The 15,298-nt window shown below is 63.6% G+C and carries 12 protein-coding genes; 6 read left to right on the top strand and 6 right to left on the bottom strand.

The window, feature by feature from the left end; all coding sequences use genetic code 11:
- Nucleotides 1-129 precede the first annotated feature (129 nt).
- Entirely contained in the window at nt 130-480 is a 351-nt protein-coding gene (gene uraH / locus QYQ99_RS19035) for a hydroxyisourate hydrolase (protein ID WP_302089533.1), read from the bottom strand.
- A gap of 337 nt (nt 481-817) precedes the next feature.
- Between uraH and ggt the strand changes: the two genes are divergently transcribed.
- Entirely contained in the window at nt 818-2,647 is a 1,830-nt protein-coding gene (ggt, locus tag QYQ99_RS19030; RefSeq protein ID WP_302089532.1) for a gamma-glutamyltransferase, read from the top strand.
- 224 nt (nt 2,648-2,871) lie between these two features.
- On the opposite strand, the gene glxR is transcribed toward ggt, so the two are convergent.
- From glxR to gcl, 3 genes are all read right to left on the bottom strand, one after another.
- On the bottom strand, nt 2,872-3,783 hold the full coding sequence (glxR, locus tag QYQ99_RS19025; protein WP_302089531.1) for a 2-hydroxy-3-oxopropionate reductase: 912 nt from the start codon (nt 3,781-3,783) through the stop codon (nt 2,872-2,874).
- A 174-nt stretch (nt 3,784-3,957) separates the two neighbouring features.
- On the bottom strand, nt 3,958-4,761 hold the full coding sequence (gene hyi / locus QYQ99_RS19020; RefSeq protein WP_302089530.1) for a hydroxypyruvate isomerase: 804 nt from the start codon (nt 4,759-4,761) through the stop codon (nt 3,958-3,960).
- Between the two features lie 148 nt (nt 4,762-4,909).
- Nucleotides 4,910-6,700, bottom strand: a complete 1,791-nt coding sequence (gene gcl, locus QYQ99_RS19015) for a glyoxylate carboligase (protein WP_302089529.1) — start codon at nt 6,698-6,700, stop codon at nt 4,910-4,912.
- Nucleotides 6,701-6,809: 109 nt separating this feature from the next.
- Between gcl and QYQ99_RS19010 the strand changes: the two genes are divergently transcribed.
- Nucleotides 6,810-7,727: a LysR family transcriptional regulator gene (locus QYQ99_RS19010; RefSeq protein ID WP_003052436.1), complete on the top strand. Its 918-nt coding sequence runs from the start codon at nt 6,810-6,812 to the stop codon at nt 7,725-7,727.
- 237 nt (nt 7,728-7,964) lie between these two features.
- Here the strand turns inward: QYQ99_RS19010 and QYQ99_RS19005 are convergent, their stop codons facing one another.
- Nucleotides 7,965-9,317 (bottom strand): glycerate kinase type-2 family protein, encoded by a 1,353-nt coding sequence (locus QYQ99_RS19005; RefSeq protein ID WP_302089528.1) that lies wholly within the window; start codon nt 9,315-9,317, stop codon nt 7,965-7,967.
- A 212-nt stretch (nt 9,318-9,529) separates the two neighbouring features.
- Between QYQ99_RS19005 and QYQ99_RS19000 the strand changes: the two genes are divergently transcribed.
- Genes QYQ99_RS19000 through QYQ99_RS18985 form a run of 4 tightly spaced genes read left to right on the top strand, consistent with a single transcriptional unit; the run spans nt 9,530 to nt 14,238 of the window.
- Nucleotides 9,530-10,207 (top strand): GntR family transcriptional regulator, encoded by a 678-nt coding sequence (locus tag QYQ99_RS19000; protein WP_302089527.1) that lies wholly within the window; start codon nt 9,530-9,532, stop codon nt 10,205-10,207.
- Nucleotides 10,204-11,160, top strand: coding sequence for an allantoinase PuuE (puuE, locus tag QYQ99_RS18995; RefSeq protein ID WP_302089526.1), 957 nt, complete (start codon nt 10,204-10,206; stop codon nt 11,158-11,160). Before QYQ99_RS19000 ends, puuE begins: the two co-directional genes overlap by 4 nt.
- Nucleotides 11,161-11,167: 7 nt before the next feature.
- Nucleotides 11,168-12,955 (top strand): 2-oxo-4-hydroxy-4-carboxy-5-ureidoimidazoline decarboxylase, encoded by a 1,788-nt coding sequence (uraD, locus tag QYQ99_RS18990; RefSeq protein WP_302089525.1) that lies wholly within the window; start codon nt 11,168-11,170, stop codon nt 12,953-12,955.
- Nucleotides 12,952-14,238 carry a M20 family metallopeptidase gene (locus QYQ99_RS18985; protein WP_302089524.1) on the top strand — a complete coding sequence of 429 codons (1,287 nt, stop codon included), beginning with the start codon at nt 12,952-12,954 and terminating at the stop codon, nt 14,236-14,238. Before uraD ends, QYQ99_RS18985 begins: the two co-directional genes overlap by 4 nt.
- Before the next feature lie 83 nt (nt 14,239-14,321).
- Here the strand turns inward: QYQ99_RS18985 and QYQ99_RS18980 are convergent, their stop codons facing one another.
- Entirely contained in the window at nt 14,322-15,296 is a 975-nt protein-coding gene (locus QYQ99_RS18980; protein WP_437439047.1) for a LysR family transcriptional regulator, read from the bottom strand.
- Between the last annotated feature and the right edge of the window lie 2 nt (nt 15,297-15,298).

Below are 15,298 nucleotides of genomic sequence, written 5' to 3'. Positions count from 1 at the left end.
AAAAACAGGAGCAGCTTGCGCCTGTCACCTCTAGGTTTCAATGCCTTTTAATGCCGAAACCTTTAAGGGACGTGCGCAAGCCGCTCCTATTTTTGCCATGTCTCCCTGATCGAGAGACCCGCGACCCGGTCAGGAGCCGCGATAGGTGGAGTAGCTCCAGGGGCTGACCAGCAGAGGCACATGGTAGTGCTGCTCCACATTGGCCACGCCGAAGTCCAGGCTCACCTTGTTCAGAAAGCTGGGCTCGGGCAGTTGCACGTCACGGGCCTTGAAGTAGGCCGCAACATCAAAGGTAAGGCGGTAAGTGCCGACCTTGAGCGTGTTGTTGTCGAACAGCGGCGCATCGGTGCGGCCGTCATGATTGAGCACCAGGCTCTTGATCAGCGTGGCCTTGTCGCCTTCGGTGGAAAACAGCTCGACGGCCATGCCTGCGGCGGGGCAGCCATTCATGGTGTCGAGAACGTGGGTGCTCAGGCCCATGGAAATCTCCTCACAGGCAGTTTGCCACTGCCCTTGGTTGTACCAAACACACGACTTACGCAAAACGGGCTCAGGCCAAGCGGCTGCCTCGGAAGGCAGGCCGTTGTTGCGTTCCTGTTTGCGCAAATCCTAAAACATCTAAGCCATCACAAAGCCTGCCCGCGCTTGAGCGCAGCGCTTTGATCACCAAAGTGTATACAGTTTCTGTACTCCATCAAAGGCTTTTCTGCCTTGACTTTCAGGCACATAGCCAGCTCTGCCCGGTTGGCCTCTTTATCGGCCTCTTTATCGGCCTCGATACACTGGCCCGACCCATCAAGCGAACAGGAGACAACGCATGCAATTGCGCACCACCGCCCTGGCAGCCAGCCTGCTCATCGCTCTGGCCGGCCTGAGCGCCTGCAGCAGCACGGCCACGCTGGAGCCCGCCAGCAACGAACGCGCGGCCAGCCGTAGCGATGCCAATGCTCAGGCGCCAGCGCCTGCCGTCACCCAGAGCGCCGCCGCCCAGGCAGCCGCTGCCGCCTATGACTTCGAGCTGGATGTCTTTCACCCCGTTATCGCCAAGAACGGCATGGTGGCCTCGGAGCAGGAGCTGGCCACGCAGATCGGCGTGGATATTCTCAAGGCGGGCGGCAATGCCGTCGATGCCGCCGTGGCCGTGGGCTTTGCACTGGCAGTGGCCTTGCCCAACGCCGGCAATATCGGCGGCGGCGGCTTCATGATGGTGCACGACGCCAGGAGCGGCAAGGACATTGCACTGGACTTCCGCGAAGTGGCCCCCCGGGGCGCGTCACGCAATATGTATCTGGATGCCGGCGGCAAGGTCATCGACGGAAAATCGCTCTACACCCACTACGCCGTGGGTGTGCCCGGCACCGTGGCAGGCATGACGCACGCGCTCTCGCGCTGGGGCAGCATGCCGCTGGCCAGGGTCATGGCTCCGGCGATTGCGCTGGCGGACAAGGGCTACCCTGTCAGCGTCACCCTGGCCAAGACTCTGGATCAGGAAAAAAAGAACATGGGCCGCTGGCCTGCCACCCAGGCCGTTTTCTGGAGAAACGGCGCTCCGCTGCAAACTGGCGAGAGGCTGGTGCAAAAGGACCTGGCGCAGTCTCTGCGCCTGATCAGCCAGCAAGGTGCCAAGGCCTTCTACGAGGGCGCGATCGCGCAGAAGATCGTGGCCGAGATGGCGCCGCACGCCCATGCCCTCAGCTTGCTGGACCTGCGCGACTACAAGGTGGCCGAGCGCGAACCCGTGCGCGGCAGCTATCGCGGCTACCAGATCGTGACCATGCCCCCGCCCTCTTCGGGCGGTGCGCACCTGATTCAGATCCTGAACATGATGGAGCGCTGGCCCATGAATCAATGGGGTGCCGACAGCGCGCAAAGCGTGCACTACATGACCGAGGCCATGAAGCTCGCCTATGCCGACCGCTCGGAGTACCTGGGCGACCCGGACTTCGTGAAGATTCCGCTCAAGGGGCTGATCTCCAAGAGCTATGCCAGCGAGCTGGCCGCAAGCATCAAGCCCCAGCAGGCCAGGTCCGGCAAGGACATCCGGCCCGGCAGGCCCCAACCTTATGAAAGCGACCAGACCACCCATTACTCCGTGGTGGACAAGGCCGGCAACGCGGTGGCCGTAACCTACACGCTGAACACCAATTTCGGCAGCGGCATCGTCGCCAAGGGCACGGGGATTTTGCTCAACAACGAGATGGACGATTTCTCGGCCAAGCCCGGTGTGGCCAATGCCTATGGTCTGGTGGGGGGCGATGCGAATGCCGTGCAGGCTGGCAAGCGGCCGCTGTCCTCCATGACACCGACCCTGGTGCTCAAGGACGGCAAGCCGGTTCTGGTCACCGGCAGCCCGGGCGGAGCGCGCATCATCACCACGGTGCTCCAGCAAATCGTCAATCACATCGACTTCGGCATGAACCCGGCCGAGGCTGCGGCCACGCCGCGCTTTCACCACCAGTGGACGCCTGACGAGTTGCGCGTTGAAAAAGGCTTCAGCCCCGATACGCTGGCCCTGCTCAGGCAATGGGGCCACAAGGTGGCACTGAAGGCATCCATGGGCCGCACGCAGACCATCGAGATCCGCGACGGCCTGCTGCGCGGCGCTTCGGACCCGCGCAACCCCGATGGAAAAACCATGGGGTTCTGACGCCCAAAAAGAAAGCCGCGCTCCCCCGAGCGCGGCTTTCACTTGAGGCGGCCGCTGGCCGTACGCGTGGCCAGTGGCCGCCCTCCCCACCTTCGTTCTCAGAGCCGCCCACACAACCCTTGATGCGTCGTGGCGAAGCCTTGCCGTACTTCTCTGTACTGCCTGCGGCCTCGCGCCTCGCCTCAACCGCAAACCTTGGGTTTGCCGGGTCGTGTTCGCCGCTCTTATTCAGCCTTCTGACCGATTTCGAAGTTGGCCTGGATTTCCAGGGCGCGCACCATGCCGGAATGGTCCCAGCCCGCACCGCCGTGGGCCACGCAGCTGTTGAACAGTTCCTGGGCCTGAGCGGTGTTGGGCAGCGACACGCCCAGCTGACGCGCGCTGGACAGGGCCAGGTTCAGGTCCTTCTGGTGCAAGGCGATGCGGAAGCCGGGATCGAAGGTGCGCTTGATCATGCGTTCGGCATGCACTTCCAGGATCTTGGAAGAGGCAAAGCCGCCCAGCAGGGCTTCACGCACGCGGGCCGGGTCGGCACCGGCGCGCGATGCGAACAGCAGGGCTTCGGCCACGGCTTCGATGTTCAGCGCCACGATGATCTGGTTGGCCACCTTGGCTGTCTGGCCGTCGCCATTGCCGCCCACCAGGGTGATGTTCTTGCCCATCTTGTCGAACAGGGGCTTGACGCGCTCGAAGGCTGCGTCAGGGCCGCCGACCATGATGGACAGGGTGCCGTTCTTGGCACCGACTTCACCACCGGAGACGGGAGCATCCAGGTACTGAGCACCAGCGGCTTCGATGCGCTTGGCAAAGTCCTTGGTGGCCACGGGCGAGATGGAGGACATGTCGACCACGATCTTGCCGGAGCTGCCCTTGAGGCCAGCGGCCACGCCGTCTTCACCGAACAGCACCTTCTCCACGTCGGGAGTGTCGGGCACCATGATGAAGATGATGTCGGCACGCTCGGCCACACCGCGAGCGGTGGTGCACTGGGTGGCGCTGGTATCGGCGATGTTGGCAGGCACCTTGCCCACGGTGTTGACGAACAGTTGGTGGCCGGCCGCAATCAGGTGGCCGCACATGGGCGCGCCCATGATGCCCAGACCGATAAAGCCCAGCTTGAGAGACGATGCGTTCATGGTTGTACTCCTCAGTTTTCTTGAAACTCAACACGACTCACGCAAGAACCGGTTCGGGCAAGGCGACTGCCTCAGGCAGGCTCGCCGTTGCTGCATTCCTGTTTGCGAAAATCCTACTCAAATTCGATGGCCGAAGGCGCTTTGCCAGCAGGCGCCACAGGCCTTGTCATCCATTCAGGCAGCCACTGCCGCCTTGCTCCAGCCGCCGATCTTCTGCAGCCAGCCCAGGCCGGACTCGGTGCCGTTGGCGGGCTTGTATTCGCAGCCGATCCAGCCGTCGTAGCCGATGCGATCCAGGTGTGCGAACAGGAAGGGGTAGTTGATCTCGCCCGTGCCCGGTTCGTTCCGACCGGGGTTGTCAGCCAGCTGGATATGGCCGATACGGCCCAGCTGCTTTTGCATGGTGGCGGCCAGCTCGCCCTCCACGCGCTGGGCGTGGTAGATGTCGTACTGCACATAGGCGTTGGGCGCACCCACTTCGTCCAGGATGGACAGCGCATCGTCAGTGCGGTTCAGGTAGAAGCCGGGAATGTCGAAGGGGTTGATCGGCTCGATCAGCAGGCGGATGTTGGCGGCGCTCAGGGCGGCGGCAGCAAAGCGCAGGTTTTCCACGAAAGTGCGGCGCACCACGGCAGCGTCGACACCGGCAGGAACCTTGCCGGCCAGGCAGTTGAGCTGGGGCACACCCAGGGCGTGGGCATAGGTCACTGCCTTGGCCACGCCGGCGCGGAACTCGTCCACGCGCTTGGGGTCGCAGGCAATGCCGCGCTCGCCTGCATCCCAGTCGCCTGCGGGCAGGTTGTGCAGAACAATCTTCAGGCCGGTGGCGTCCAGGCGCTCCTTGATCTCTTCCACGGTATGAGCGTAGGGAAAGAGAAACTCCACGGCTTCAAAGCCTGCGTTTGCGGCACGCTCAAAACGCTCGAGGAAAGGCACCTCGGTGAACAACATGCTCAGGTTGGCTGCAAAACGGGGCATGATAAAAGTCTCCGGTAATCGTTAATGGTGGGGCTGGCGGACGCCAGGCAAGGGCCTGATCCGGCCGCGCCGCCCCGCAGCGAAAGCGTCGCCCCCCTCCTGCAAAGACAGGGGGGAGCGGCGCAGCCGCTCAGGGGGAGTTTTCCTATCAGTCCAGCAGGGCCAGTGCGCTGGGCGCGTCGGCCTTTTCGGTCGCCAGGTCTTCGAACTCGACCACGTTGTCGATTTCGGCGCCCATGGAGATGTTGGTCACACGCTCCAGGATGCACTCGATCACCACAGGGGTCTGGTGCTCGGCCATCCAGGCTTCGGCCTGCTGCATGGCGGGGGCAAAGTCTTCGGCGCGATGAACGCGAATCGCCTTGCAACCCAGACCCTCAACGACCTTAACATGGTCAACACCGTAGCCACGGGTGGCATCACCCTCATCCATGTTGATATTGTCGAACGCCAATTGCACGCAATAGTCGATCGAGAAAGCTCGCTGTGCCTGACGGATCAGACCCAGGTAGCTGTTGTTGACCAGCACGTGAACATAGGGCAGCTTGAACTGCGCGCCCACGGCCAGCTCTTCGATCATGAACTGGAAGTCGTAGTCGCCGGACAGCGCCACGATCTTGCGCTGGGGGTCGGCCACGCGCACGCCCAAGGCGGCTGGAGTGGTCCAGCCCAGAGGACCGGCCTGGCCGCAGTTGATCCAGTTGCGGGGCTTGTACACGTGCAGGAACTGGGCACCGGCGATCTGCGACAGACCGATGGTGGACACATAGGTGGTGTCGCGATCCAGAGTGCGGTTCATGCACTGGTAGACGCGCTGGGGCTTCATCGGCACGCTGTCGAAGTTGGTCTTGCGCAGGTACTCGACGCTGTTCTTGCGACCCTGGCACTCGGCCACCCAGGCCTTGCGGCACTTGAGCTTGCCGGCAGCCTTCCACTCCTTGGCGACGGCAACGAATTGCTCCAGAGCCGCCTTGGCATCGGAGACGATGCCGTAGTCGGGCGCGAACACGCGGCCGATCTGCGTGGGCTCGATGTCCACGTGGATGAACTTGCGGCCCTTGGTGTAGACCTCGACCGAGCCGGTGTGGCGGTTGGCCCAGCGGTTGCCGATGCCGAACACGAAGTCCGAAGCCAGCATGTTGGCGTTGCCGTAGCGGTGGCTGGTCTGCAGACCGCACATGCCGACCATCAGGGGGTGATCGTCAGGGATGGTGCCCCAGCCCATCAGGGTGGGGATCACGGGCACGTTCAGGATCTCGGCCAGCTCGACCATCAGGTCGGAAGCATCGGCGTTGATCACACCGCCGCCGGAGACCAGCAAGGGACGCTCGGATTCGTTGAGCATCTCGATGGCCTTCTCGGCCTGCTTGCGCGAAGCGGTGGGCTTGTAGGCGGCCAGGGGCTCGTAGGTGTCGATATCGAATTCGATCTCGGCCAGCTGCACGTCGATGGGCAGGTCGATCAGCACGGGGCCGGGGCGGCCGGAGCGCATCAGGTGGAAGGCCTGCTGGAAGGCGCGTGGCACCTGGGCGGGCTCCAGCACGGTGGTCGCCCACTTGGTCACGGGCTTGGCGATGGAGGCGATGTCCACGGCCTGAAAGTCTTCCTTGTGCAGACGCGAGCGGGGAGCCTGGCCGGTAATGCACAGGATGGGGATGGAGTCGGCGCTGGCCGAGTACAGACCGGTGATCATGTCGGTGCCGGCAGGGCCGCTGGTGCCGATGCACACGCCGATATTGCCGGCTACAGCACGGGTGTAGCCTTCGGCCATGTGGCTGGCGCCTTCGACGTGACGGGCCAGAATGTGACCGATGCCGCCGTGGTTCTTCATTGCAGCGTACAGCGGGTTGATGGCCGCGCCGGGCACACCAAACGTCACGGTTACACCTTCTTTTTCGAGCACCAGGACTGCGGCGTCGATTGCTTTCATTTTGGCCATGAGGGTCTCCTAAAAACTTGGTTGAACTTTAGTCAAGACCTTTGCTTGCTGGAAGCCGCTCTCAGACCATAAAATTTATTCCACCCAAGAATAAATAGGAGACAAATCCATGGACAGACTCGACGCGATGCACATGTTTGTGCGCGTGGTGGAGACCGGCAGTTTCACCAAAGTCGCACAGGAATTCGCCACCACCCAGCCCACCGTGACCAAGCAGGTCGCGGCCATGGAGGCGCGCCTCAAGGTGCGGCTGCTCAACCGCAACACGCGCGGCGTGAGCCTGACCGAAGCCGGCGCGCTGTACTACGAAAAGTGCAAGATCATCGTCAGCGATGTGGCCGAGGCGGAGAACGTGGTCAAGGTGCGCCAGACCCAGGTCCAGGGTCAGCTGCGCATCGGCAGCTCGGTGGCCTTCGGGCGCCGGGTACTCATTCCGCTGGCCATGGATTTCATGAAGCACAACCCGCAGGTGCAGGTCGATCTGAGCTTCGAGGACCGCTACACCGATCTGGTGGCCAACGGCATCGACGTGGCGCTGCGCCTGGGCAAGCTGGCCGACTCCTCGCTGGGCGCACGCATGCTGGGCGTCAACCCCTGGGTGCTGGTGGCCTCCAACACCTATCTGCGCAAGCACGGCACGCCGCGCCGCCCCTCGGACCTCAAGGAGCATTCCACGCTGATCTACAGCAGCGTGCAGGGCAACGATATCTGGCGACTGCGCAATGCCAGCGGCGAGCCGGTGTCGATTCCCGTCACCGGGCGGCTGCGCTCCAACAATCTTTCGGCCCTGCTGGCCGCGGCCCGCTCGCACATGGGCATTGCGGCCCTGCCGCGCTATGTGGCCCAGGATTCGCTCAAGGACGGCCGCGTGGTGGAAGTGCTCAAGACCTGCCGCCTGCCCGAGCAGGAAATCCACGCCGTCTACCCCTCGCCGCGCCTGGTGCCGCAGAAGGTGCAGTCCTTCATCGCCTTTTTGCAGGGCAAGTTCGACGATGCCTGGTGGGAGGATCTGCCAAGAGGGGGCTAGTTCCCCCTGAGGCGCTTCGCGCCTTCCCCCTCTGTGTACGCGCTGCGCGCTAACGGAGGGGAACTGCTCCTTCGCCGCGAGGCGGCTCTTGCTCGGAGCACTGGGATGGGTAGCGCCAGTTTTACACTGCAGCTATATAAAAAATAGCAGCTACCGCTTGATGAACGCTAACTTCAGATATTTTTCTATTTAAAACCGTTGAATAGCCTGCGCAATCAGCTATTCAATTTGATGGCTTCAAAGAATCAGAATTGCGCGGAAGTCGTTCACATTGGTGTGGGTTGGGCCGGTGATGACCAGATCGCCCAGCGCCGAAAAATAGCCATAGGCATCGTTGCGATCCAGGTGATCGCTGATGCGCAGACTCAGCTCTGCCGCGCGCTTGAGCGTGCAGGGCGAGACACGCGCTCCCGCGTTGTCCTCGACACCGTCGATACCGTCGGTGTCCGCGGCCAGCGCCCAGACCTTTTCCTGCCCCTGCAGGGCCTGGGCCAGACCCAGGCAGAACTCGCCGGCACGCCCGCCGCGCCCCTTGGCGGCACCGGGTTGGCGCGGGCGGATGGTCACCGTGGTCTCGCCACCCGAGAGAATCACGCAGGGCCTGGCAAAAGGCTGCTCATGCCGGGCCACAGCGCGCGCCAGCGCCGCATGGACCTTGCCCACCTCGCGCGACTCGCCTTCCATCTCGTCGGACAGCACATGCACTGCAATGCCGGCCGCGCGGGCGGAAGCCGCCGCGGCCTCCAGCGACTGCTGGGGCGTGGCGATCAGATGCACCTCATGGCCTTCAAAGCGGGCATCGCCGGGCTTGGGAGTCTCCAGCTCGCCGGCTTGCAGCGCAGCGCGCACGGACTCGGGAATGCCGATCTGGTAGCGGTCCAGGATGGCCAGTGCGTCGGCACAGGTCGACGCGTCCGGCACCGTCGGTCCGCTGGCGATCACCGAAGGATCGTCGCCGGGCACATCGCTGATGGTCAGCGTCACCACCTTGGCGGGATGGCAGGCAGCGGCCAGACGCCCGCCCTTGATGCGCGAGAGATGCTTGCGCACGCAGTTCATCTCGCCAATTGCCGCGCCGCTCTCCAGCAGCGCCTTGTTGATGCGCTGCTTCTCGGCCAGGTCGATGCCCTCGGCGGGCAGCGTCAGCAGGGAAGAGCCGCCGCCGGAGATCAGGCAGATCACCAGATCGTCGGCCGTCAGCCCCTCGGTCAGCGCCAGAATGCGCTCGGCCGCAGCCAGACCGGCCGCGTCCGGCACGGGGTGGGCGGCTTCCACCACTTCCAGGCGCTGGGCCAGCCCTTCGGGGCGTGGGGGAATGTGCGCGTAGCGCGTCACCACCAGGCCCGACAGCGGGGCATCCTGCGGCCACAGAGCCTCCAGCGCCTGCGCCATGGAGCCGCCGGCCTTGCCGGCGCCCAGCACCAGCGTGCGGCCCCTGGGCGGCTTGGGCAGATGACGCGCCAGACCCTCGATGGGCAGGGCGTTGCGCACCGCCACGTCATACAGATGACGCAGAAAGCCAGCCGGGTCTTGCTGGGGAACAGGCGTTGCCGCAGCCTGCGCGCGCGAGGATGTATTCTGTGCTTGCATAGCTGCGCATTGTGCATTCGGGCTTTTTTCCCTTACAGAGGGCCCCCAGTCACAACACTGCTGATCTTTGCAATACCAATGTTGCAAGCCCTTGCTCCCATTGGGTTTGCGCGCTTGCGCACAGCTTTCTGCACCTGAACATCGATACAAACACCATGTTTGGTGAACAGAAACTGTATACAAAACTTGTCTTCAACCGCTATGATGGATTTATGGAAACTTCCACCACCAGTTTCATTGTCGAAAGCCTGACCAAGGCCATCGTCGAGCATCGCCTGATGCCCGGCACCAAGCTGGCCGAGCAAAAGCTGGCCGACCACTTTGGAGTTTCCCGCACCCTGGTGCGCCAGGCCCTGTTCCAGCTTTCGCAGAACCGTCTCATCCGGCTAGAGCCCGCTCGCGGCGCCTTTGTGGCCACGCCTTCGGTGGACGAGGCGCGCCAGGTGTTTGCCGTGCGCCGCATGCTCGAAGCCGAGATGGTGCGCAGCTTTGTCAAGCAAAGCAGCGCCGCCAAGATTCGCGCCCTCAAGCAGCATGTGGCTGCCGAGAAAAAGGCCATGGAAGCCAATGACGTGGGCCAGCGCACCGAGCTACTGGGCGACTTCCACGTGCGCATGGCCGAGCTCATGGGCAACGAGGTGCTGGCTCAGCTGCTGGGCGAGCTGATTTCCCGCTGCGCATTGATCACCCTGATGTACCAGTCTGCATCGGCGGCCGAGCATTCGCACGAAGAACATGCCGACATCGTGACCGCACTGGCTGCGGGCGAGGCCGAACATGCGGTGCAGCTGATGCAGCTGCACCTGGACCACGTGGAAGCAGGCCTGACCTTCGACCGCGATTTGCCAACGAACGACCTGTCGATGGCACTTTCATCCGTATCCCTATGACTTACGATTCCACCGCCTCCTATCCACGCGACCTGATTGGCTACGGCCGCAACACGCCCCATCCCGAATGGCCCGGCAAAGCCCGCGTGGCCGTTCAGTTCGTGCTGAACTACGAAGAAGGCGGTGAGAACCATGTCCTGCATGGCGACCCGGGCAGCGAGCAATTCCTGTCGGAGATGTTCAATCCCGCCAGCTACCCGGACCGTCACATGAGCATGGACGGCATCTATGAATACGGCTCGCGCGCCGGCGTGTGGCGCATTCTCAAGGAGTTCGAGAAACGCGCTCTGCCACTGACCGTGTTCGGCGTGGCCACGGCGCTGCAAAAGCATCGCGAGCTGGCCCAGGCCTTTGACGAGCTCGGTCACGAAGTGGCCTGCCACGGCCTGAAGTGGATTCACTACCAGAACGTGCCCGAGGAGATCGAGCGCGCGCACATGCAGCAATGCGTGGACATCTTTGAAGAGCTGTACGGCGCGGGCGGCGACCACGGCCTGGGCTGGTACACCGGCCGCGACAGCCCCAACAGCCACCGCCTGGTGGCCGATGCCGGCCGCTTCAGCTACGACAGCGATTACTACGGCGACGACCTGCCCTTCTGGATGAAGGTTGCCAAGAGCGACGGCACGACGCACAACCAGCTCATCGTTCCCTACACGCTGGACGTGAACGACATGCGCTTTGCCCTGCCCCAGGGTTACTCGCATGCCGATCCGTTCTTCCAGTACATGAAGGACACCTTCGATGTCCTGTATGCCGAAGGCAATGCCAGCGGCGACAACGCCCCCAAGATGATGAGCATCGGCATGCACTGCCGACTGCTAGGCCGCCCCGGCCGGATTACAGCGCTGCAGCGCTTCCTCGACCACATCCAGAAGCACGACAACGTGTGGGTGTGCCGCCGTATTGATTTGGCTCGTCACTGGGCCGAGCGTTTTCCCTGCAAGGATTGATTGCGACATGGCTTTGACCCTGGAACAACTGAATGCCGCCGATGCGGCAACCGCCACCGACCTGCTCGATGGCCTGTACGAGCACTCGCCCTGGATTGCCGCCAAGGCACTGGAGCAGCGTCCCTTCAAGTCCATGGCGCATATCAAGCACGCCATGGCCAAGGTGCTGGCCGAGTCCAGCGAGCAGGCCCAGCTCGATCTGATCCGCGCTCACCCGGAGCTGGCCGGCAAGCAGATGGAGACCAACACGCTCACCGCCGAATCGACGAATGAGCAAAAGAAGGCAGGCCTGACCAACTGCACGCCCGAAGAGCTGGAGCACATCCGCAAGCTCAACGCCGAATACGGCAAGCGCTTCGGCTTCCCCTTCATCCTGGCCGTGCGCGGCGCGCGCGGTCTGGGTCTGAGCAAGGCCGAGATCATTGCGACCTTCGAGCGTCGCATGTTCAACCACCCTGCCTACGAGCAGGCCGAGGCACTGCGCAACATCCACCGCATCGCCGAGATCCGCCTGAACGACAAGTTCGGCTACGAGCCCGTCGAAGGCAACGAAGTCTGGGACTGGCAAGAGCGCCTGTCCACCAACAGCGACCCCGGCTACGCCGAAAAAGGCCAGCTGACGGTGACTTACCTGACCGACGCCCACCGCGCCTGCGCCCAGCGCATCAGCCACTGGATGCGCGAAATCGGCTTCGACGAAGTCGAGATCGATGCCGTGGGCAATGTGGTGGGCCGCTACAAGGCCGCCCCAGAATTTGCGGACAAGGGCGCCAAGACCCTGCTGACCGGCAGCCACTACGACACCGTGCGCAACGGCGGCAAGTACGACGGCCGCCTGGGCATCTTTGTGCCCATGGCCTGCGTCAAGCAACTGGTCCAGCAAGGCAAGCGTCTGCCCTTCAACATCGAAGTGGTGGGCTTCTCGGAAGAGGAAGGCCAGCGCTACAAGGCAACCTTCCTGGGCTCTGGCGCACTAGTGGGCGACTTCAAGCAGGAATGGCTGGAGCAAAAGGACGCCGACGGCATCACGCTGCGCGAGGCCATGCTGCATGCCGGCCTGTGCATCGACGACATCCCCAAGCTGGAGCGCGACCCCGCCAAGTACCTGGGCTTTGTGGAAGTGCACATCGAGCAGGGCCCCGTGCTCAACGAGCTGGACATCCCTCTGGGCATCGTCACCTCCATCAACGGCAGCGCCCGCTATGTCTGTGAATTCATCGGCATGGCCAGCCACGCCGGCACCACGCCCATGAACCGCCGCCGCGACGCCGCAGCCGGCGTGGCCGAGCTGTCGCTGTACATCGAAAAGCGCGCCGGCCAGGATGGCGACAGCGTGGCCACCATCGGCCAGCTGAACGTGCCCTCGGGCTCGGTCAACGTGGTGCCCGGCCGCTGCCAGTTCTCGCTGGATCTGCGCGCCCCCACCAACGAGCAGCGCGACGCCATGATCAACGACATCATGGCCGAGATGGCAGCGATCGCCGAACGCCGCGGCCTGCGCTACACCACCGATCTGTCCATGAAGGCAGCGGCGGCACCCAGCGCTCCCGAATGGCAGAAACGCTGGGAAAACGCTGTCGATGCGCTGGGCGTGCCCCTGTTCCGCATGCCCAGCGGTGCCGGTCACGACGCCATGAAACTGCACGAAATCATGCCCCAGGCCATGTTGTTCGTGCGCGGCATGAACGCCGGCATCAGCCACAACCCGCTGGAAGCCTCCACCTCCGACGACATGCAACTGTCCGTGGATGCCTTCACCCACCTCCTCCACCAACTGGCTCAAGAACAGCAATGACCAATATGAATCAAGACAAGCAAGCCACCTACGCCGCCATCGATGCCTGGATTGACGAGCACTTCGACGAAGAAGTGAAGTTTCTGCAGGCCATGGTGCAAGTGCCCACGGACACGCCTCCCGGCAACAACGCGCCCCACGCCGAACGCACTGCCGAGCTGATCAAGGGCTTTGGCTTCGACGCCGAGAAGCACGTCGTGCCCGAAGCGGACGTCAAGGCCTACGGCATGGAATCCATCACCAACCTGATCGTGCGCCGCCAATACGGCACTCAGGGTGACGGTGGCAAAACCATCGCCCTGAACGCCCACGGCGACGTGGTGCCTCCGGGCGAAGGCTGGAGCAAGGACCCCTACGGCGCCGAGATCGAAGACGGCAAGCTGTATGGCCGCGCCGCTGCCGTGAGCAAGAGCGACTTCGCCTCGTTCACCTTCGCCGTGCGTGCTCTGGAAGCCGTGGCCAAGCCGGCCAAGGGCTCGGTGGAGCTGCACTACACCTATGACGAAGAGTTCGGCGGCATCATGGGCCCGGGCTGGCTGCTGGAAAAGGGCCTGACCAAGCCCGACCTGATGATCGCAGCGGGCTTCAGCTACGAAGTAGTTACCGCTCACAACGGCTGCCTGCAGATGGAAATCACCGTGCAGGGCAAGATGGCTCACGCCGCCGTGCCCCACACCGGTGTGGACGCGCTGCAAGCCGCAGTGGTGCTGATGAATGCGCTGTACGCCGAAAACGTGAAGTACAAGCAAATCACGTCCAAGGTGCCCGGCATCAAGCACCCCTACCTGAACATCGGCCGCATCGACGGCGGCACCAACACCAATGTGGTGCCCGGCAAGGTCATGCTCAAGATCGACCGCCGCATGATTCCTGAAGAGAATCCCGTGGAAGTCGAAGCCAGCATCCGTGCCGTGATCGCCAACGCCATCGCCGACTTCAACACCCAGGGCGGCTACACCGGTGAAGACGCCGTGCGCGTGGACATCAAGCGCCTGCTGCTGGCCAATGCCATGACGCCCCTGGACGGCAACAAGCCCCTGGTCGACGCCATCCAGGCCCACGGCGAAGCTGTCTTCGGCGAGAAGCCTCCCGCAGTGGGCACGCCTTTGTACACCGACGTGCGCCTGTACGTCGAGCGCGGCATCCCCGGCGTGATCTACGGCGCCGGCCCCCGCACCGTGCTGGAATCGCACGCCAAGCGCTCCGACGAGCGCCTGGTGCTGGAAGACCTGCGCCGTGCCACCAAGGTGGTGGCCCGCTCGCTGGTGGACCTGACTGCCTGAGCACCAAACACCGTTTGAACGCCTAGCCTTCTCCAGACTGGATGAAGGTTTTCAAAGAGCCTGGATTCGTCCAGGCTCTTTTTTTATGTGCCCCCAGGCAGCAGGCCGGCGGGCATTTGCTCGGCATGGCTCAGGTCCACATGGCTGGCCAGAAAATCCAGCACCGCCCGCGTTCTCACCGGCAACTGGCCGGGCTTGCCCACATACACGGCATGGATGGGCTGCAGATCCCCGGGATTGAAGTCCTCCAGCAGCGCCTGCAGCCTGCCCGCATGCAAATCGTCCCAGGCGTGATAGAGCGACAGCCGCGCCAGGCCCGCCCCGGCCTTGGCCAGATTGGCCATGGCTTCACCATCGTTGACGCGCAGCACCTCGCCCATGCTCACCGTCACCGCCTTGCCAGCCACTACAAACGGCCAGTGCGGTATGGCCCGTGGGTAGTTCCAGCCAATGCGCACATGGCCTGCCAGCTCATCGGGATGCTGCGGTCTGCCAAAGCGCTGCAGATAGTCCGGCGAGGCCACGATCACCTGGCGCGTATGTCCCAGCTTTCGCGCCACCATGTCCGAAGACGGCAGCTCCCCCCAGCGCAGAGCGATATCGGCGCGAGCCGCTATCAGGTCCACGACATGATCGGTAAAGCTGAGGTCCAGCTGCAGGCCCGGCCAGGTCTGCATGAGCGGGCCGACCAGCGGCACCAGCAGGCGATTGCCCGTGGACGAGCTGGCATTGATGCGCACCACGCCGGTGGGCTGGCCCTGCCGGGTGACCGAGGATTCCAGCGCCAGCCAGTCCGCCAGCAGCTGCCGGCCCTGCTCCAGCAACTGATCTCCCTCGGCCGTCAACTCCAGACGCCGGGTGCTGCGGCGCAGCAGTTGCACGCCCAGCCGGGTTTCGAGCCGGGCCACGATCTTGCTGACGGCCGAGGGCGAGACCTCGCGCAGACGCGCCGCCGCCGAGAAGCTGCCCTGCTGGGCCACCTGCACAAAGGTCTGCAGCTCCACAAAGCGGTCCGCACTGTGCTCCGGCAGCAACGGCATAGCCATGGATTTGTTCATGA

Origin of the sequence: Comamonas testosteroni, from assembly GCF_030505195.1 — a bacterium.
Lineage (GTDB): Bacteria > Pseudomonadota > Gammaproteobacteria > Burkholderiales > Burkholderiaceae_C > Comamonas > Comamonas testosteroni_G.
Note: the sequence above shows the minus strand (reverse complement) of the source record. Positions and strands in the feature narration are given on the sequence as shown.